Source organism: Caulobacter rhizosphaerae, from assembly GCF_010977555.1.
In the GTDB taxonomy this organism is placed as follows: domain Bacteria; phylum Pseudomonadota; class Alphaproteobacteria; order Caulobacterales; family Caulobacteraceae; genus Caulobacter; species Caulobacter rhizosphaerae.
In genome coordinates this window covers 4,303,567-4,322,059 of record NZ_CP048815.1, presented here as the reverse complement: position 1 = coordinate 4,322,059, position 18,493 = coordinate 4,303,567, and the positions used below count along the sequence as shown (strand labels likewise).

At 70.5% G+C, this 18,493-nt stretch carries 13 protein-coding genes, 1 tRNA gene and 1 pseudogene; 6 read left to right on the top strand and 9 right to left on the bottom strand.

The window, feature by feature from the left end; genetic code table 11:
* Nucleotides 1-4 precede the first annotated feature (4 nt).
* Genes hfsH through hfsE form a run of 4 tightly spaced genes read right to left on the bottom strand, consistent with a single transcriptional unit; the run spans nt 5 to nt 4,682 of the window.
* Nucleotides 5-778, bottom strand: coding sequence for an oligosaccharide deacetylase HfsH (hfsH, locus tag G3M57_RS19635; protein ID WP_056760409.1), 774 nt, complete (start codon nt 776-778; stop codon nt 5-7).
* The gene (gene hfsG, locus G3M57_RS19630; RefSeq protein ID WP_056760406.1) at nt 778-1,719 is read right to left on the bottom strand and encodes a polysaccharide biosynthesis protein HfsG; all 942 of its coding nucleotides are present in this window, start codon (nt 1,717-1,719) and stop codon (nt 778-780) included. Before hfsG ends, hfsH begins: the two co-directional genes overlap by 1 nt.
* A complete protein-coding gene (gene hfsF / locus G3M57_RS19625) occupies nt 1,716-3,158 on the bottom strand; it encodes a polysaccharide biosynthesis protein HfsF (RefSeq protein ID WP_056760404.1) in 1,443 nt (480 codons plus the stop codon). Before hfsF ends, hfsG begins: the two co-directional genes overlap by 4 nt.
* Nucleotides 3,159-3,167: 9 nt before the next feature.
* Nucleotides 3,168-4,682: a polysaccharide biosynthesis protein HfsE gene (gene hfsE, locus G3M57_RS19620; RefSeq protein WP_056760401.1), complete on the bottom strand. Its 1,515-nt coding sequence runs from the start codon at nt 4,680-4,682 to the stop codon at nt 3,168-3,170.
* Between the two features lie 131 nt (nt 4,683-4,813).
* Between hfsE and G3M57_RS19615 the strand changes: the two genes are divergently transcribed.
* Nucleotides 4,814-4,904, top strand: a tRNA-Ser gene (locus tag G3M57_RS19615).
* Between the two features lie 160 nt (nt 4,905-5,064).
* Here G3M57_RS19615 and G3M57_RS19610 read toward each other — a convergent pair.
* Nucleotides 5,065-5,595 (bottom strand): annotated as a pseudogene (locus G3M57_RS19610) (B3/B4 domain-containing protein); the annotation flags it as partial.
* A 43-nt stretch (nt 5,596-5,638) separates the two neighbouring features.
* Nucleotides 5,639-6,265, bottom strand: a complete 627-nt coding sequence (locus G3M57_RS19605) for a LysE/ArgO family amino acid transporter (RefSeq protein WP_163232506.1) — start codon at nt 6,263-6,265, stop codon at nt 5,639-5,641.
* A 69-nt stretch (nt 6,266-6,334) separates the two neighbouring features.
* Between G3M57_RS19605 and G3M57_RS19600 the strand changes: the two genes are divergently transcribed.
* Nucleotides 6,335-7,270, top strand: coding sequence for a LysR family transcriptional regulator ArgP (locus tag G3M57_RS19600; RefSeq protein ID WP_163232504.1), 936 nt, complete (start codon nt 6,335-6,337; stop codon nt 7,268-7,270).
* Here the strand turns inward: G3M57_RS19600 and G3M57_RS19595 are convergent.
* Both G3M57_RS19595 and G3M57_RS19590 read right to left on the bottom strand, forming a co-directional pair.
* Entirely contained in the window at nt 7,253-8,470 is a 1,218-nt protein-coding gene (locus tag G3M57_RS19595; protein ID WP_163232502.1) for a sensor histidine kinase, read from the bottom strand. The genes G3M57_RS19600 and G3M57_RS19595 overlap by 18 nt on opposite strands.
* Nucleotides 8,460-9,020, bottom strand: a complete 561-nt coding sequence (locus G3M57_RS19590; protein ID WP_230983916.1) for a response regulator — start codon at nt 9,018-9,020, stop codon at nt 8,460-8,462. The genes G3M57_RS19595 and G3M57_RS19590 overlap by 11 nt, the downstream gene beginning before the upstream one ends.
* Nucleotides 9,021-9,137: 117 nt before the next feature.
* Here G3M57_RS19590 and G3M57_RS19585 point away from each other — a divergent pair, with 117 nt between their 5' ends.
* The 3 genes from G3M57_RS19585 to G3M57_RS19575 are packed head-to-tail and all read left to right on the top strand — an operon-like array spanning nt 9,138 to nt 13,581.
* Nucleotides 9,138-10,445 (top strand): efflux RND transporter periplasmic adaptor subunit, encoded by a 1,308-nt coding sequence (locus G3M57_RS19585; protein WP_230983915.1) that lies wholly within the window; start codon nt 9,138-9,140, stop codon nt 10,443-10,445.
* Nucleotides 10,442-11,122 (top strand): ABC transporter ATP-binding protein, encoded by a 681-nt coding sequence (locus G3M57_RS19580; protein WP_163232498.1) that lies wholly within the window; start codon nt 10,442-10,444, stop codon nt 11,120-11,122. Before G3M57_RS19585 ends, G3M57_RS19580 begins: the two co-directional genes overlap by 4 nt.
* Nucleotides 11,123-11,130: 8 nt before the next feature.
* A complete protein-coding gene (locus G3M57_RS19575) occupies nt 11,131-13,581 on the top strand; it encodes an ABC transporter permease (RefSeq protein ID WP_163232496.1) in 2,451 nt (816 codons plus the stop codon).
* Here G3M57_RS19575 and G3M57_RS19570 read toward each other — a convergent pair.
* Nucleotides 13,578-15,041 (bottom strand): glycoside hydrolase, encoded by a 1,464-nt coding sequence (locus tag G3M57_RS19570; RefSeq protein WP_188916244.1) that lies wholly within the window; start codon nt 15,039-15,041, stop codon nt 13,578-13,580. The two genes, G3M57_RS19575 and G3M57_RS19570, sit on opposite strands and share 4 nt — an antisense overlap.
* A gap of 553 nt (nt 15,042-15,594) precedes the next feature.
* Here G3M57_RS19570 and G3M57_RS19565 point away from each other — a divergent pair.
* Complete coding sequence (locus G3M57_RS19565) at nt 15,595-18,405, top strand: TonB-dependent receptor (protein WP_230983914.1); 2,811 nt, start codon at nt 15,595-15,597, stop codon at nt 18,403-18,405.
* Nucleotides 18,406-18,493: the final 88 nt, after the last annotated feature.

Here is an 18,493-nt window from a genome sequence, read left to right as displayed (position 1 = left end):
CGGGCTACAGCCCGATCCGCCGCGCGCCTTCGGCCACCGTCACCACGTCGAAGCCCGCCGTCAGCGCGCCGTCGACCAGCCGCTCCAGGGCCGCGGTCGTGCAGCCCCATTGCGACGGCTGGGGCGAGACGTCGTGGGTGTAGAGGATCAGCCAGGCCTTGCGCCGGTGGGCCTTGTCCAGCCAGTCCAGCGCCACCTGCTCGCCGTCCGCGCCCTCAATGCCGACGGCCGGCGCCTGATTGAGGTCGGCGCCGTTGGCGACCAGGCCATGGTGCAGGGCGCGCAGGGTCTTGAAGCGCCCGGCCAACGCCGTCTTGGCCGGCGCGGCGACATCGCCATAGGGATAGGCGAAGCTGACGGGCGCGCCCGTTCCCCACGCGGCCAGATGCCGGGCGTTGAGGTCGATGTCGGCCAGGGTCTCGGCTTGCGAGGCCTGGCCGCAGTCCAGGTGCGAGAAGGTGTGGCAGGCGATCTCGTGGCCCGCGGCGTGCAGGCGGGCGGCGTCGTCCCCGGTGGCGAAGCGGCCCATCGGCCCGTCGCGCCCGGTCAGGCCGGCGGCGAAATAGTAGGTGCCGCGCAGGCCACGGGCCTCCAGCACCTGGGCCCCGGCCTCGCAGGCGGTGGCCGGGGCGTCGTCGAAGCTGAACGACACCATCGGCCGCTCCAGCTTCACCCGGGCCGGACGGCGGTGAGCCAGGCGGATCAGCCGGCGGCGGACCTTGCCCTTCAGGCTGCGGTCGGGCTCGTAGGCGTCGACTTTCTCGTGAGAGATCTGCATCAGACGGCGTCCGAATAGAGCGCGGCGCGGTAGAGCCGCAGGGCGAGGGCGCGAAGCGGCGTCGGGGCCGCCTCGTTGAGGGCGAAGGTCTTCAGCATTGGCCGCCACGCGTGGCGCAGCGGCAAGGCCTTCAGTTTCGTGGCGACCTTGTAGCTGGGATAGGCGCTGACCACGTCGCGGTGCGCGGCCACCACCCGGGCGAAGTTGCCGGCCGACTGCTCGTACTTGGCGGCCAGGGTCGCGGCGGTGTCGAGGCCCAGATGGGTGGCCGAATTGTCGATGTGCAGGATCGGATGGCGCTGGGCCACGCGCATGGCCCACTCGACGTCCTCCCAACCCCAGCCGGCGAAGCCTTCGTCGAATCCGATGGTTTCAAAGACGTCGCGGCGGACCAGCAGGTTGGAGGTGAAGACGTGCTTTTCCGGTTCCTTGGCCCGCTCCGGGGCCGGGGTGCAGTCGCTCTTCAGCGCCATGGCCCGGTGCAGCTCGTGCTCGGGGCGGCGCGGGGTCTGGTCCAGGGTGAAGCCGCCGAAGGCGACGGGTGTATCGTCCGCGGCGACGGCCGCCCAGCGGGCGAGGAAGCCGATCGGATCGGGCAGCATGTCGCTGTCGAGGAACAGCAGGTGGCGCCCCCGGGCGTGGCGGGCCAGGCGGTTGCGGCCCTTGGCGCGGCCCTCGTTGGACGACAGGGCGATCAGCCGGGCCGGCAACTTCAGTTTCTCGATGCGCGCCGCCATGCGCCGGGTCAGGGCCGCGTCGCCGCCGCCGTCGTCCAGCAACACGATCTCGGCGTCGGCGCCGGGTTCGTCCAAGGCCTTGAGCAGGGCGCTGGGGTCGTCGCGATAGGTGGGGATCAACACCGACAGGCGTGGCGCGGCGTCCTTTTGGTCCAAGGCGGCCCAGGCGGCGTTGTCGGTCAGGGTTTCGGTCACGACGGTCATGCGGGCTTCAATCGCCGTTGCAGGATGTCCAGGGCCCGGCCGCGCACGCCGCCCGCGTCGAGCGCCAGCGCCGCGACGCCGTAGACCACGGCGCCGGCGCAGGCCTTCAGGATCAACTCGACCACGCCGCCGAAGGCCGGCACGGCCAGCACGGCGGCGGCCATCAGGGCGCAGGCCAGGCCGCACCGGGTCAGGGCCGCCCATGGCACGGGCAGGGGGCAGGCCCGGCGGCCCAGGAGCGCCGCGCCGACCGCGCCGACGCCATAGCTGGCGGCGGTCGACCACAGGGCGCCGTCCAGGCCGAAGCGCGGAATAAGGGCCAGGTTCAGGATCACGTTGGCCCCGGCCGGAATGGCCATGCAGCCGATCAGCATCAGGGTCTTCCGGCCCAGGGTGAAGGCCTGCAGCAGGTAGTAGGTGGTCACGCCTGACAGCCAGCCGGCGACGGCGATCCACGGCACGACGTGGCCGGCGCCGGCGCTGAGATCGGGGCCGACCATCACCTGGGCCAGCGGCCGGCCGACCAGGGCCAGGCCGACGGCGGCGGGCAGGGTCAGCAGCACCATGAAGCCGGCCTGCTCGTGGGCGGCGTCCTTCAGGGCGGGGTGGCCGCCGCGCTCCAGCGCCGCGACCAGGGCCGGTCCGCCGGCCATGCCCAGCCAGATGAACACCACGTCCAGGGTCCGCGAGCCCAGGGAATAGCCGGCGTGATAGACGCCCACCGCCTGCTCGTTCAGGAAGGCGGCCAGCAGGAAGCGGTCGGTGGTCGACAACACCAGGGCCAGGACCAGCGACAACGCCACCGGCACGCCATAGGCGGCGTAGGCCTTGGCCATGGCCGGATCATAGCGGCCGCCCGTGGAGCGACGCAGCTCGGCCGGCAGCACGAACACCAGGCACAGCAGCGAGATGGCCCCCATGCCCAGCAGCGGCGCCGCGCCCCCCAGCCCGACCAGGGCCAGGACCAGGCCCAGCACGAAGCCGCCCACGGTCTGGACGATGTCCAGCAGGGCCGCGCCCGACACCTCGCCGGCCGCGCGGCGGCGTTCCTGCGACAGCTTGGCCAGGCTCTTGACCACCGCACCGGCGAAGGCGGCGGCGACGGCCACCTTCATCGGGGCTGACAGCGGTGCGAAGCGCAGCACGCCGGCGGCGACGATCGGCGCGACCAGCGCCAGGCCGAACCACAGGCGGTAGAGGGTGGCGAAGTGATCAGGCAGGCGGCCGTCGGCGTCCTGGCGGGCGTGGAAACGGGCCATCGCCGCCTCCGTCCAGGTCAGCAGGATGGTCTGGGTCAGGCTCAGGACCGAGAAGGCCAGGGCGTAGACCCCGTACTGCTCGGGCGTCAGGACACGGGTGAACAGGACGATGGTGAGCAGGCCAACCACGCCCTGGGCGATATTGACCGGCAGATATCCGAGTACGCCACGCCAGAACATGTTTGGTCCTCAGCGCACAGCCGACCGGTCCCCAAGCAGGCAGGGGATAGTCATGGCGATGATGTAGAGATCAAGCCAGAACGACTGACGCTCGATATATTCGATGTCCAGGGCCACGCGCTCCTGCACCTGCTCGGCGGTGTCGACCGGCCCGCGCGAGCCGTTGATCGCCGCCCAACCGGTGACGCCGGGCTTCATGCGATGGCGGTGGGCGTAGCGGGCGACCAGGGTCTCGGACTCCACGTCGCCGCTCTTCATGCCGATGGCGTGGGGGCGGGGGCCGACCATCGACATCTCGCCGCGCAGCACGTTGAACAGCTGGGGCAGCTCGTCCAGGCTGGTCTTGCGGATGAACCGGCCGACCTTGGTGACGCGGTCGTCCCCGGCGGTGACCTGGCGGGCCGCCTTGGCGTCGGCGGCCTCGTGGCGCATCGAGCGGAACTTCCAGACCAGGATCGCCTCGTTGTTGAAGCCGTGGCGACGCTGGCGGAAGAACACCGGGCCGGGGGTGTCCAGCTTGATGGCCACGGCGACCAGCAGCATCACCGGCGCGGCGACCAGCAGGCCCAGCGAGCCGATCACCAGGTCCTGGGCGCGCTTGACGAAGGCCCGGCGGGCGTCGGTGGCCGCGCCCGACAGGTCCACGAAGTGGGCCAGGGAGGCGTTGCGCTGGGCGTCGCGGTTCAGGTCGACGAACAGGCTGACCGGGTTGGGCAGCACTTCCAGGCGCTCGACCAGTTGGTCGACGCGGGCCTGGGCGGTGGCGCTCACCGCGATGATCACCCGGTCGACGAAGGGCATGATGCGGTGGCCGATCAGGGCGCCGGTGTCGCCCAGGACCGGCACGCCCAGCACCTGGGGCGGGGCGCGGTCGGCGCGGTCGTCGAACACGCCCAGCACGTTGACGTCGCCGGTGGCCAGGGCGGCGCGGATGAAGTGTTCGGCGTTGGCGGTCGCGCCCACCACCACGACGTTCGGCGTCAGGCGGCCTTCGCGACGGCCGTGGTCGACGACGCGCCACCAGGCCACATGCAGCCCGGCGGTGGTCACGGCCAGCGCCACGGCCCAGCCGGCCGCCAGGGCGACGTCCGCCTGGCCTCGTCCGAAGACCAGGGTCGCCAGCGCCACGACCACCGCGGCGGCGCCGAACGCGGCCGACACCCGCAGGGCCTGGCGGCCCAGGGTCTCGCGGCGGTGGAAGGTGTAAGCCTCCAGCATGTAGAGGGCGGGCAGCAGGGCCAGGGCGCCCAGGACCAGCGGCGCATAGTCCTCGGGCGCGGCGCGGGCGATGGCGATCGCGGCGGCGGTGACGGCGGCGAAGGCCAGGCCGTCGACCACGCGGAACAGCCGCGACAGGCTGCGCACCTGCATCCGGGCCCGGGCCGGAACCAGGCGTCCCGGCCGGAACGGACCGCGCCGGCCCTTGGCCTCGGCCAGGTCGTTGCCGATCACGACACCGGACGCCGTCGAGCCGTCCGTCGCGATGGCCGCCTCGAGTTCCGTATGTGCGATAGCAGACGACATGAAGCTCAGACCCCTTGTAGAACAGGGTTCAACCTAGCCTCGCGGTCTGAGCTTCGCGTTAACGCGGATTTTTCGAGACAGCGCGTTGTCATGCCGCCGCGAACAGGCTATCGAACCGCTCCCTCTCAGGAGGAGACGTGGCCGAGAGGCTGAAGGCACCGCTTTGCTAAAGCGGCATACCCCAAAAGGGTATCGAGGGTTCGAATCCCTCCGTCTCCGCCATCCCCCCATTCGATCGCGCTAGAAGCAGAGTCGAGGTCCGGACGTCCGGACTCAGCCGCTTTAAGCCTTCGATCAGTTCGGCCCCGGCCCGGCGCAAGGCGTCGATCGGCATCGGATCCAGGCGCTCCAGGACGAACCACATGCCGGTGGTTTCGGGCCCGATGCGGGTCCGGACGCCCTGGCGCCAGTTCCATCGTCGGCAGGTGACGCCCAGGGCGTCGCGCCAGACGACCTCGCCGGCTTCGACCGGCTCGACCTTCGGCTGGCCGTCCTGGACGGTGTCGAACGGCTCGCCGCCGACGGCGCGGACCAGCGACGGCGCGCCGGCATAGACCCCCGCGTCCTCGCCGCCGACCGGGACCGCGTAGCGGACGCTGACGGCGTTATAGAGGTCGACGACCGCGTTCACCGTCGGCAGGCCGCCATCGCGGGCGGCGCGCCGTCGCAGGGCTTCGGCCGAACAGGGCGTGCGCTGGGGCTTGGCGCCGAAGGCGCGGTAGGCTTCGCGCCAGGCCTCCAGATGCGCCTCCGCCCACGGCGCGGCGTCCAGCGCCGCGCAGGCCGCGTCCAGCAAACCGGCGCTGTAGGCGTCGCTCTGGCTGTTGCGGACGTTCTCGGCAACGATGCTCAGCGCCGTGAAGTCCGGACGCAGAGCGAAGACGGTCGGCGAAATGGCGGGAATCAGGGACATGGCGATCCGTCTGGCTTGAAGAGTGGAAAGGCCTGTGGCGGGGCTATGGGAACAGGGCGCCGTGGACGAGGCTGGCGGCCAGCGCCAGCATCATGACGCCGATGCCCAGGTCGAGGATCCGCCAGGCCGCCGGGCGCGAAAACAGCGGGGCGAGGAACCGCGCGCCCAGGCCCAGGGACGAGAACCAGGCCAGGCTGGCCAGGGCGGCGCCGGCCATGAACAGCGGCCGCTCCGTCGGCGGAAGCGCCGCGCCCACCGCGCCCATCAGCATGACGGTGTCGATATAGACGTGCGGGTTGAGGAAGGTGAAGGCGGCCGTTCCGGCCAGGGCGGCGCCCAGGGTCATCGACGCCTGGTGTTCGACGATCAGCACCGAGGGCCTGGAGGCCCGGCGCAGCGCCGAGATTCCGTACCAGGCCAGGAAGGCCGCGCCGCCCAGGCTCAGGGCCAGCGACAGTCCCGGGAGCAAGGCCAGGACCCCGCCCAGGCCGTTGACCCCGGCCACGATCAGCGTGGCGTCGGCCGCTGCGCAGAACAGCACGATGGGCACGACGTGTTCGCGCTTCAGGCCCTGGCGGAGGACGAACATGTTCTGCGCGCCGATGGCGATGATCAGGCCGGCGGACAGGGCGAAGCCTTTGAGGAAGGCGGAGATCAGGGAGGCGGTCATGTCGCCTTTGATGGCGACGTCGCGTGATGTAGTACAGCTAAGATTCCTTATGCTGATTAAGGTGTTCTAATGCTCGACTATGCGTCGCTCGCCGCCCTGGCCGCCGTCGCGCGCGAAGGCAGTTTCGAGAGGGCCGCCGCCGCGCTGGGCGTGACGCCGTCGGCGGTGTCCCAGCGCGTCAAGGGGCTGGAGGAGCGGGTCGGCGCGATCCTGCTGACGCGGGGCGTTCCGTGCCGGCCGACCGAGATCGGCGCCAAGCTCTGCGCTCACGTCGAGCAGGTCCGGTTGCTCGAAAGCGACGTCGTGAATGATCTTCCGGGGCTGGCCGGCCCGGCGCCCGGGCCGCCGACGATCCGGGTCGCGGTCAACGCCGACAGCGTCAGCACCTGGTTCCCGGCCGCCGCGGCGCTGTTCGCGACCGACACGGGGGCGATGCTCGATCTCGTCCTCGAGGACGAGGCCCACACGGCCGACCGCCTGCGTTCGGGCGAAGTCATCGCCGCGGTCACCGCCGATCCCGCGCCCGTCCCGGGCTGCAAGACCTACCCGCTGGGCGCCCTCGACTACGCGGCCGTCGCCAGTCCGGCCTTCCTGGCGCGCTTCTTCCCGGACGGGGTCGATCCGGCCGGCCTGGCGGCCGCGCCGATCCTCCGCTTCGACCGCCGCGACCAGCTGCAGGCGCGATGGGCCTGGGAAGCCTGGAACGTTCGGATCCGCCCGCCCGCCCACTGGACGCCGTCCACGCCGGGCATGCTGGACATGACCTTGGCCGGACTGGGCTGGGCCATGACGCCCGTGGTGCTGGCCGCGCCGCACCTCGCCGCCGGCCGCCTGGTGGAACTGCCGCCGCGCCTGCGCATCGGCGTGACGCTCTACTGGCAGCGCACGCGTTTGACGGCGCGGCTGCTCGACCGATTGACCCACGCCGTGAGGTCGACCGCCACCGGCGTCCTGACCGAGATCGCCACGGCGGATGGCGCGGCGGCTTCAGATCGGGACGGCTAGGCAGAACCGCGCGCCGGCCAGCGGAGTGTCGGCGCCGATGTCGGCGTCGGAGGCGGCGGCGAGCAGGGTCAGCGCGCCGCCGTGGCCCTGGGCGATCTGGCGCGCCAGGCTCAGCCCGACGCCCGATCCGGTCGCCTTGGTGGTGAAGAACGGCAGGCGCACCTGGTCGGCGTGGGCCGGCGGCACGCCCGGCCCGGAATCCTCGACCACGAACCGGATCTCGGTCTCGACCTGCCGGACGCCCAGGCGGACGCGGGGATCGGGGCGCTCCAAGGCGGCTTCGGCGGCGTTGTTGAGCAGGTTGCCGATCGCCAGCCACATCTGGTCGGCGTCGATCGGGATCTCGATAGCCGGCGGCGGCGGACAGTCGAGCGCCACGCCCCGGGCGGTCCACTGCGCCAGAAAGCTCTCCCGCGCCACGTCCAGCCAGGCCGCGAGGTCGACGAGGCGGGGCGCGGGCGGCGGCAGGCGGGTCAGCGTGCGGTAGGCGTCAATGAAGTCACGCAGGCCTTCGGTCCGGGCCACCGCCCGTTCCAGCGCCGAAATGGCCTGGCCGGTCGCGGCCGGACCGCCGTCGCGCAGGAGGTCCAGGGCGCTGCGGCTCATGGACGCCACGGGCGTCAGGGCGTTCATCAGCTCGTGGTTCAGCACCCGCAGCAGGTCGCGCAGCGCGGCGGCTTCGGCGGCGCGGACGTCGGCCGTCATGTCGGTCAGCACGACCAGGTCGGCCTGGCCCGCCTCGTCGACGATTTCGGCGCGGCTGACCGCATAGCTGGCGTCGCGCCAGCGCAGGGGCGAGGCCAGGTCGGAGAGCGATCGCCCGCCGGTCAGGGCCAGGCGGGAGGCGTCCGACAGCAGGTGCGGGGTGTCGAACGCCCGGCGCGCGGCGCGATTGGCGGCGATGATCCGGTCGTCGCCCGCGCCCAGCAGGATCGGCGAGGGGGTCTGGTCCAGCAGCAGCTCCAGCCGCCGGCGGTTCAGCTCGGCGGCGAAGCCGCTTGCGGCCTGAACCGGGACCAGCCGCGCGGCGCGCCAGACGCCGAGCTTCTGGACCAGGTCCACGGCCAGGGCCGCGCCGGCCAGCGCGCAGAGCAGCGCCGTCGCGTACAGTCCGTGCGTGACCGACAGCCAGGCCAGGACGCCCAGCGCGAAGATCGACGCCTGGGCGAGCAGGCGCAGGGCCAAGGCCTTAGAGCCCATGCTTCTCCATCCTGCGATAGAGGGCCGCGCGGGTCAGGCCCAGGTCCTTGGCCGCCTGCGAGACGTTGAACTGCCGCCGCGTCAACGCCGCCTGGATCAGCGCCTTCTCCGAGCGTTCGAGGTTCAGGTCCTGGGGCGGCAGGTTGGCCGGCACGCGCGCGGGCGTGTCGATGGCCGCCCGCACCGAGGCCAGCAGGCGCTCGTTGTTCCAGGGCTTGACCACGAAGTCCTGGGCGCCCAGCCGCATGGCCTGAACGGCGATGGCCATGCCCGAATGGCCGGTGACCACCACCACGGGCAGGTCCGGCCGCGCCGCAAGCCGCTTCTGCAGGAACGCCAGCCCCGCTTCGCCGGAGGTGTCGCCCCGCCGGAAGTTGAGGTCCAGCAGCAGCACGTCGACCGGCGCCCGGTCGAGGCGCTCATGCGCCGCGTCGGGGGCCTCGACGCCCACGAAATCGAACCCGCCACGCACCAGGATCAGCTCGGCCGACGCCAGGATGTCCGGGTCGTCGTCGAGGAATAGCGCGCACGGGCGACGGCCGTCGGACATGTTCGGAATCGGACACATTGGCGATGTCATTGAGGCCAAAACTCACGCCAAACCGACAATAAGTCAAATAAAACCAGCAACTTATTGAAATTGCGCGGTTCGTATTAGCCTGAGAGCATGAGCAGGTTCGCCTCGACTTCCTCGATTGCCCCCGGCGGCATGGACCGTCACGTCGAACGGCGCTGGCGGCTCACGCCCGCCCGGCTGTGGGCGGCGGGCCTCGCGGTCCTGGCCGGCGCCGGTCTGTTGGCCTGGGGCCTGTCGCCCAAGGCGGGCACGGTGGACGTGGACGCCGCGGCCCTGTCGTTCGGCCAGGTGGTCCGCGCGCCCTATCTGGACTATGCGCCGCTGCGCGCCGAGGTCGCGCCGGCGGAGACCACGTTCATCGCCGCCGAAACCTCCGGTCGGGTGGAGGCTGTCCTGGCCGCCGACGGCGACCTGGTCGCGGCCGGGCAGGAGCTGGCCCGCCTGTCCAATCCGCAGCTGAGCCTGGAGGTGACGGCGCGCGAGGCCGACATCGCCGCCCGGCTTAGCGAGAACACCGGCCGGCTGATGAGCCTCAAGGGCGCCGAGGAGAGCCGCGAGCAGGCCCTGGCCGACACCGCCCACGCCCTGAGCCGGGCGCGGCAGGACCTGGACCGGCGGCAGATCCTGCTGGCCAAGGCGATGCTGAGCCCCTCGGCCGTGCAGCCCTATCTCGAGGAGGTCGACTATCAGAAGGATCGGCTGGCCACGCTGCGGGCGGCGCAGCGTTCGGACGCGGCCTTCTATGCCGAGCAGCGCGCCCAGGCGGCCCGCAGCGCCCAGGACCTGCGCCGCAGCCTCGAAGAGACCCGCGCCGGCCGTTCGGCCCTGGTGGTTCGCGCGCCGACGGCCGGCCGGCTCACCGCGTTCGATCTCAAGCCGGGCCAGGCCGTGCGGATGGGCGACCCGCTGGGCCAGGTGGACGCCGAGGGGGCCTACAAGCTGCGCGCCAAGCTGGACGAATTTTACCTGCCCCGGCTGTCGGTTGGGCAAAGCGCCCAGGCGACGGTCCGCGACCATGCGGTCTCGGCGCGGGTGACGAAGGTGTTCCCGCAGATCGCCGAAGGACGGGCGACTCTGGAACTGGCGTTCGACGGAGCCGCGCCCGGCGGTCTGCGGCGCGGCGAGACCATCGACCTGCGCCTGTCGCTGGGACGGCCCCAGGCCGCGGTGATCGCGCCGTCGGGCGCCTGGCTGAACGACACCGGCGGAGCGTGGGCCTTCGTCCTGACGGCCGACGGCAAGCAGGCCGAGCGGCGGGCGATCGTGGTGGGGCGCCGCAATCCCGAGCAGGCCGAGGTGCTGAGCGGCCTCAGGCCGGGCGAGCGCATCGTCACCGCCGGCGCGCAGGACGTCGCCAAGGCGAAAATTCTCCGGATCCGATCGAAGGGACGACCATGATCGAACTGCAGTCCATCTCCCGCCTCTATCGCTCGGACGAGATCGAGACCACGGCGCTCCACGGCATCTCGCTGTCGATCCGGCGCGGGGAGTTCGCGGCCGTCATGGGGCCGTCGGGATGCGGCAAGTCGACCTTGCTGAACATCCTGGGCGCGGTCGATCGCCCGACGTCCGGCCAGTACCTGTTCGAGGGCGAGGACCTGGCCAAGCGCGGCGAGGGCGCCCTGGCCCTGCACCGGGCCCGTCACCTGGGCTTCATCTTCCAGAGCTTCAACCTGGTCGACGACCTGACCATCGCCGAGAACATCGAGTTGGGCCTGATCTATCGCAAGGGCCGGTCGGGATCGCGCCGGACGCTGGTCGAGGCCGCGATGGACCGGGTCGGCATCGGCCATCGGGCCCGGCACTTTCCCCACCAGCTTTCGGGCGGACAGCAGCAGCGGGCGGCGATCGCCCGGGCGATCGTCGGCGGCCCCGACCTGATCCTGGCCGACGAGCCCACCGGCAACCTCGACACCGAGAACGGCGCCCAGGTGATGGACATCCTCAAGGGCCTGAACGCGGCCGGCGCCACCATCGTCATGGTCACCCACTCGCCCAGCCACGCCGACCAGGCCAGCCGGCGCATCGACATGCTGGACGGACGGCTGGTGGCCTCCGTCGCCCAGGCCCTGTGAGGCGCACCATGCTGCAGTCCATCCTGACCGCCTTCTGGCGATCCTTCACCCGGCGTCCGCTCTATGCCGCCCTCAACCTGCTGGGCCTGAGCCTGGGCGTGGCGACCTTCGTCACGCTCAGCCTGCTGCACCGCTTCGAGACCGGTTACGACCGCTGGACACCGGAGCGAGACAAGATCTACGCCGCCGGCATCGCCTTCAACGTCCCGGGCATAGCACCGGGCGCGCGGGTCGGGTCGATGGGCGGATTGCTGGAGGAGATGAAGGTCGACTATCCGCAGGTGCGCGGCGTGCGGGATTGGAACCAGGCGGCGGTGATCCACAGGGGCGCCACGGTTTCAAGCGAACAGATCGAGCTGGTCGACGCCGATTTCCTGGCCTTCTTCCAGGTCCCGCTGGTCGCCGGCGACCGGGAGACGGCCCTGCGCGACCCGACGAGCTTGGTGCTGTCGGAGACCATGGCCCGCAAGTATTTCGGCGCCGTCGACGTGGTCGGCCGTCGTCTTGAGATCAGCGATCTCGTCGGGCGCAACGCCTACACCGTCACCGCGGTGCTCAAGGACCTGCCCAAGAACAGCAATCTGAAGCTGGACTTCGTTCGTCTGCTGACGCCGCGGGACGTCGCGCCGGAGGTCCCCTGGCACGGCTGGGGCGGGGTTATTCTGCAAACCTATTTCAAGTTCGACGATCCCGCAGCGGTCTCCGCCCTGGAGGCGCAACTGCCGGCCTTCGTCGATCGCCGGGTGGGCAAGTCGTTCGGCGACGCCGTCACGCCGCACGACCTGCTGAGGCTGAGCTTCGTGCCGCTGGGCGATGTTCACCTGGTCGACCCCAAGCAGCGCGCCGCGATCGAGACTTTGAGATTGGTCGGCTGGGTCGCCCTGGGCCTGGCCCTGATCAACTACGTGAACTTGGCGACCGCTCGCGCGGGACTGCGGGCCCGCGAGGTGGCCGTGCGCAAGGCCCTGGGCGCCGGAGCCGCCGTCCTGCGGCTGCAGTTCCTGGGCGAGGCAGCGCTGACCCTCGCCCTGGCGTTCCTGATCGGCCTGGCGATGGTCGAGCTGGCCCTGCCGCTGGTCAACGCCGCCGGAGGGCTGTCGCTGGGTCTGGACTATCGCGCGGACGGCGCGTGGGTGGCCGGAGCCTTCGCCCTGGTGTTGGCGGTCGGCTTGGCGGCCGCGATCTATCCGGCCTTCATGCTCTCGGCCTACCAGCCGGCCCAGGTCCTAGCGTCGAGCCGCACGCCGTCGGGCGGCCGGTTCGGGGCGCGGCTGAGGGAGGGGCTGATCATGGTCCAGTTCGCCGCGGTGGTCGCCGCGTTCGTGCTGATGCTCGGCTTTCTCGGCCAGGTCCATCATATGCAGAGCCTGGATTTCGGGTTCCGGCGCGACGGGCTCTATCTCGTCACCGCTACGCGCGGCGTCGGGGTGACTCCGCAACAGCGCCAGGCCTTCTGGAGCGCCGCCCAGCGGATTCCCGGCGTGAGCGGCGTAGCGGCCAGCACGACGGCCCCGGCCGACGAGGCCATAAACGTCAATACGAGCGCCATACGGCTGGACCGGCCCGTGGGTCCCGCGCTCGCGCCGACGCTCCTTTGGTCCGCGACCGGTCCGGACTATTTCCAGACGCTGGGGATTCGTCTGGTCGCCGGGCGGCTGCTCGACCTCGCCCATGGCGGCGACGAGCAGTACGTGGCCAATGCGGGTCCCGAGACGGTGACCAACGCCGTGATCAGTCGCGGGGCGGTGCGCCAGCTGGGCTACGCCTCGCCCGAGGCCGCCCTGGACAAGCTGCTTGACTACAACGGGCGGAAAACCCGCATCGTCGGCGTCGTGGAGGACACGCGCTTCTACAGTCCCACCGAAAAGACGCCGGCCAAGCTCTATACGTTCAACGGCTACCCGGCCTATTGGCCGGCGGGCTGGCCCATCACGCTGGTGCGCTATTCGGGCCTGAGCGAGGCCGAGGTCCGCGCGCGCCTGGAAGCCGCCTGGCGCCAGGCGGCGCCGGACGTCCCGTTCGAGGGCAAGACCGCGCTGGTCAACCTGGACCGCTACTACAAGCCCCAGCGCGACCGCACCAACCTGTTCAGCCTCGGCGCGATGGTCGGGGCGGGGATCGGCTGCATCGGGCTCTACGGCCTGGCGGCGTTCAACGCCTCGCGTCGAACGCGGGAGATCGGCGTGCGCAAGGTGCTGGGGGCGACCCGCGCCCAGGTGGCCCGATTGCTGGTCGGCCAGTTCCTGCGTCCGGTGGCCGTCGCCTGCCTGATCGCCTGGCCGCTGGCCTACCGGATGCTGCGGCGCTGGCTTTCCCAGTTCGACGACCCGGTCGCTGTCGGCCCGTCGATCTTCCTCGCCGGCGCCGCGGCGGCCATCGTCATCGGCCTGGCGGCGGTGGGCGGCCTGGCCTGGTCGGCCGCGTCGGCCGAGCCCGGCAAGGCGCTACGGCATGACTAGCCGCGTCGAAGGACCAGGGTGACGATCGAGCGGGGCGGGGCGACGGTTCCGGCGATCGGCTCCAGTCGGCGCGTGGCGTCGGTGACCACCATCCGGCTCGACCAGCCCGTCAGGGGCGTGACCAGGTCGCGCGGCATGATCCCGCCGTTGACATGCACCAGGACCAGCTCGGCCCCGTCGGGAGACAGGGCGCCGACCGTGTCCAGGTCGTCGACGGGCGTCAGCCGATAGCCGGGCCGGATGTAGCGGCTGAAGTGCGCCATGGCGTGGTACTTGGCCGTGACATGGATCGCGTGCGGACCCTCGGGAGGGCCGCGCAGGTCGGCCTTGACCAGGCCCCAGTTCGAACCGGGCTTGCCCTCGCGCGTGCTCAGGTCCTCGACCGCCTGCCAGAACACCCAGGCCGCCGGCTCCAGCCGCTTGAGGTCCATGACCACGTGTTCGGCGAAGGCCAGCGGCGAGTTCATGCCGTCCAGGCTCTCGGGGTCCTTGTCCAGCGGCGTGTCGTTCTCCGACATCCACAGCCGAATCCCCGAGGCGCGGGCCACGTCGCGCACGCCGGTTTGGTTGACGACGCCGTAGCTGTGCACGTTCAGCTGGCCGATCGCCGCGCGCGCCGCGTCCGGATAGGCCTCCCAGTCGGCCAGGAACAGGTGCGAGTTGGTTTCGTCGGGCGCGCTGATCACCGTCTTCAGCCCCCGGGCCCGGAGGGCATCGGCCGACGCCACGATCATGGCGGCCTGGCGAGCGGGGGACCAGTGGGCGCCCTCCTGGGTGTTGGCGGCGAACCAGTAGTCGGTGTTGGGCTCGTTGACCGGCGACAGGGTCCGGAAGGCGATCCCGTGGCGCCGCTGCAGCTCGTCGACGACGCGGGCCAGATAGGCGGCGAACAGCGGCTCCAGGCCGGGGCGCAGATTGTCGTCCGTGCCTTTCACGGCCCCCGACACCTTGCCGCTGACGGTCATGAACCAGGGCGGCGAGTTGGAGAAGGCCTCCAGGATCGGCTGGTCGACCCTGGCCTTGATCGCGTCGAGCCACCAGCGCTGGTTGGCGTCGGCCGACCAGTCCCACATCGACTCGTCCTCGGGACGCCACCAGTCCTGGCCGGCGGTCCCGGCCGGCCGGCGCCAGAAGCCCGGAACCGCCGCGCCGGTCCGCAGGTGGGGCGGATCGCCGGGCCTGGCGCCGCCGCCGATATTGTAGCGCCCGATCGTCCAGCCCAGGCCGCCCGGACCATAGAACAGGTCGGCCAGCCGCCGGCGTTCCGCCTCGGGCCAGCCTCCGGTGACATTGGCGAACCAGGCCAGGGCCGTGCCCCAGCCTTCGAAGGCCGGGCCGGCGCGCTCCAGAGCCGGACGCAGGGTGACGCTCACCGCCGGAGCCGGCGGCGCGGCGAGGGCTCGAGGGGCCGCCGCCAGTCCCGCCAGCAGGCCCAGGGCTCCACGTCGCGACAACATCATGAGGCCCCCAAAAGTCCGACCATACTACGTCTAGTTTTGTAGAATAATTGATACATTCCATCAAGCAAACCGGCGTCGAGAGGCTGCGGCGTGAAGATCAGGCGGTTCTCCCGCCCGCTGAGCCGGAACTGGTCTGGACACCTCCAGGAGCGTTCCCAAGCGCAGCGCGGCTGGGACGGCGAGCGTCAACGGAGCTTCGCCTCACGAGCGGTTTCGTCGCGACTTCCGGGATGAGGCCTTCGTCGAGGGCCCCGGTTTTCATTGTTAAGCTTGAGTATTTCGCAAACTCCATCCATCCCGCTCGGAGAATGCGGCGGCGAGGCATCGGCCGTTCGGCCACGGCTGAGCTTCGACTCCCGTGTTCGCCAGCCCGGTCCGGAGCGCGGTTCATTTCTCTCACGGGCCTCCCACGGACGCTCACGCCGAGGCGGGCGTCATTTAGTGGCCTGACCGCTTAAAATCGTACTTGTAGTACAAATGGTAGCAGCATATGTCTGACATGAAGTCGCGCCGTACGAGAGCGTGACAAGGTGAGAGCAGGAGGAAAAACGAGATGAGGGGTATTCAGTTCCGGTTGATGGTGAGCGCGTCCGTGGCGGCCCTCGGGGTGTGCGCGGCCGCCGGCTCGGCCACGGCCCAGGCGGCCGGCGGGTCCACGGCCCAGGCGCCGTCCGACACGGCCGCCGTTTCCGAAATCGTCGTCACCGGGGTCCGCGCGAGCCTGCGTTCGGCCCAGGCGATCAAGCGCAACGCCGACCAGGTCGTCGATTCGATCCAGGCCCAGGACATCGGCAAGCTGCCCGACGCCAACACCACCGAGGCCCTGCAACGGGTGACCGGCGTCCAGATCCAGCGCCGCTATGGCGAGGGCGCCACCGACTTCGACCACCGCACCCAGCCGGCGATCGCCATCCGCGGCCTGACCCAGGTGCAGAACTTCCTCGACGGGCGCGCGGTCTATTCGGCGTCCGGCGGCCGGGCCTTCGATCTGGAAGGCGTGCCGCCCGAACTGCTGGCCGGCGCCGACGTCTACAAGAACGCCCCCGCCAACATCATCGAAGGCGGCGTCGGCGGCGCGGTGAACCTGCGCACCCGCAAGCCGTTCGACTCGCCCGATCGCGTCCTCAGCGCCACGTTCCGCGGCAACTACTACGATCGGGTGCGCAAGAACGGCGGCTCGATCTCGGGCCTCTACAGCGACCGCTTCGACACCTCGATCGGCGAGGTCGGCGTGCTGCTCAACGCGGTGCTGAGCAAGAGCCGCTATCGCCAGGACGGCCTGCTGGCCGGGCCCTTCGACACGGTGGCGCCCGGTTCGATCGCCAATGGCCCGGCGAACGCCCAGGTGCCCTACGGCTTCGAGATCTATGACGACACCGGCGACCGCAAGCGCCTGGGCATCGCCGCGGCGGTGCAGTGGCGGCCCAGCGACGACCTGCTGCTGACCGCCCAGTACCAGCGGACCAAGTACTGGTTCAACCGGACCGGCGCCTACTATTACGACTTCAACAACCGCTCCAACGTCCGGGACGCGAACGGGAACGTCACCAGCTACGGCACCGATCCGCTGCCGGGCGCGGCCTTCACGTTCAATGACGAAGGCTACGCCACCAAGGGCTCGCTGCAGAACCAGACCTTCGAGACCGGGCGCTACGACCAGCAGCTGTGGAGCCAGAGCCAGAACTTCACGCTGAACGCGGCCTGGACCCCGACCGACCGCCTGAAGGCCAATTTCGACGTCCAGTACCTGAAGTCCTACTACAACGCCGACCGCAACGGCCACGTGCTGTCGCTGTACTCCCAGTCGGGCCAGACCGGGCTGACCGCGCCCCACAAGTCGATCGTCGACTTCGACCTGACCGGCAAGTATCCGCGGTGGGAGGTGCGTGACGCCTCGGTCCTGAACAACCCGGCCAACTACACCACGCCGTACATGGCCGACTCCCTGCAGCGCAACGACGCCGACACCCTGTCGTTCGCGACCGACGTCGAGTACGACCTGGAAGGCGGCTTCTTCGACAAGCTGCGCGGCGGCGCCCGCTATTCCGACAACAGCATCGACCTGCGGGGAACCTGGCACGGGGTCTGCATCACCGCCCTGGGCCCCGACGCCAACTGTTCGGCGCCGGCCGGCACGCCGCTGGTGCCGCTTTCGGCCCACCCGCAACTGTCGATGCCGGGTCCGTCGATGCGCTGGTTCGACGGCAACACCGTCAAGGGCGGCCTGCTCTATCCGGCCTTCCCGCAGGGTGACGGCGTCTGGGCCCAGACCAAGGCGCTCTACGCCCTGTTCGGCGCCCAGACCAAGGACGCCTTCACGCCTGGCGACCTCAACAGCCAGACCGAGAAGACCTATACCGGCTGGGCGATCGCCGACTACGCCGGCGAGGTGGCCGGCGTGCAGATCGACGGCGGTCTCGGCGTGCGAGTGATCAAGACCGAGGCGACCTCGACGGGCACCCAGTTCAACAACGATGGCACCACCACCGCGATCGATGTCGACAACAGCTACACGCGCGTTCTGCCCAGCTTCAACCTGCGCGCCAAGCTGACCGACACGCTCCAGGCCCGCCTGGCCTATTCCAAGGGCCTGGCGCGTCCCAACTTCGACCAGCTGTCGACCAACCTGACGCTCAACAACCCCAACCAGGTCAATCCGGTCACCGGCCACCCCAGCGCCAGTTCGGGCAACCCGATGCTGCGTCCGATCGAGTCCGACAACTATGACCTGACGGCGGAGTGGTACTTCAACGACACCGGCTCGCTGACCGCCGGCGTCTTCTACAAGAAGGTCGACGGCTTCCTGGCTGGCGGCACGGTGCTGGGCTCCTATAACGGGGTGACCTACGACGTCAGCACGGTGGTCAATTCGGGCAAGGGCACCGTCAAGGGCGTCGAGCTCGGCTACCAGCAGTTCTTCGACTTCCTGCCGGGCCTGCTCAGCGGCCTGGGCGTCCAGGCCAACTACACCTATGTCGACAGCAGCGTCAGCAACCCCTTCGCCACGGCGGGTTCGGCGGCGCCGGCCCAGCTGCCGCTCGAGAAGCTGTCCAAGAACAGCTACAACCTGATCGGGCTCTACGAGAAGGGGCCGGTCAGCGCCCGGGTCGCCTACAACTGGCGTTCGGCCTATCTGGACCAGACCACCGGCAGCGGGGCCAACGGCATTCCGCAATACGCCAAGCCCTACGCCTCGCTGGATGCGTCGCTCAGCGTCGACATCAACGACCACGTGGCGTTCTCGGTGGATGCGGTGAACCTGAACAACCGCATGAACGTGCTCTACATCGGCACGCCCGCCGCGCCGCTGCAGTACCAGCTCAACGACCGCCGCTTCGGCGTCGCCCTGCGCATCACCTACTAACCTCCCCAGCTAGCCGACGTGGCGCCTCGGCGCGCCACGTCGGCGCTTTTTTCGACAAACACCTTCGGTCCGCACGCAAGACATGGTT

What these genes read in the sequence shown, in the direction of transcription:
- hfsH (WP_056760409.1), bottom strand. Translation starts at nt 778, where the DNA reads ATGCAGATCTCTCACGAGAAAGTCGACGCCTACGAGCCCGACCGCAGC.
- hfsG (WP_056760406.1), bottom strand. Translation starts at nt 1,719, where the DNA reads ATGACCGTCGTGACCGAAACCCTGACCGACAACGCCGCCTGGGCCGCC.
- hfsF (WP_056760404.1), bottom strand. Translation starts at nt 3,158, where the DNA reads ATGTTCTGGCGTGGCGTACTCGGATATCTGCCGGTCAATATCGCCCAG.
- hfsE (WP_056760401.1), bottom strand. Translation starts at nt 4,682, where the DNA reads ATGTCGTCTGCTATCGCACATACGGAACTCGAGGCGGCCATCGCGACG.
- G3M57_RS19605 (WP_163232506.1), bottom strand. Translation starts at nt 6,265, where the DNA reads ATGACCGCCTCCCTGATCTCCGCCTTCCTCAAAGGCTTCGCCCTGTCC.
- G3M57_RS19600 (WP_163232504.1), top strand. Translation starts at nt 6,335, where the DNA reads ATGCTCGACTATGCGTCGCTCGCCGCCCTGGCCGCCGTCGCGCGCGAA.
- G3M57_RS19595 (WP_163232502.1), bottom strand. Translation starts at nt 8,470, where the DNA reads ATGGGCTCTAAGGCCTTGGCCCTGCGCCTGCTCGCCCAGGCGTCGATC.
- G3M57_RS19590 (WP_230983916.1), bottom strand. Translation starts at nt 9,020, where the DNA reads ATGTCCGACGGCCGTCGCCCGTGCGCGCTATTCCTCGACGACGACCCG.
- G3M57_RS19585 (WP_230983915.1), top strand. Translation starts at nt 9,138, where the DNA reads ATGAGCAGGTTCGCCTCGACTTCCTCGATTGCCCCCGGCGGCATGGAC.
- G3M57_RS19580 (WP_163232498.1), top strand. Translation starts at nt 10,442, where the DNA reads ATGATCGAACTGCAGTCCATCTCCCGCCTCTATCGCTCGGACGAGATC.
- G3M57_RS19575 (WP_163232496.1), top strand. Translation starts at nt 11,131, where the DNA reads ATGCTGCAGTCCATCCTGACCGCCTTCTGGCGATCCTTCACCCGGCGT.
- G3M57_RS19570 (WP_188916244.1), bottom strand. Translation starts at nt 15,041, where the DNA reads ATGATGTTGTCGCGACGTGGAGCCCTGGGCCTGCTGGCGGGACTGGCG.
- G3M57_RS19565 (WP_230983914.1), top strand. Translation starts at nt 15,595, where the DNA reads ATGAGGGGTATTCAGTTCCGGTTGATGGTGAGCGCGTCCGTGGCGGCC.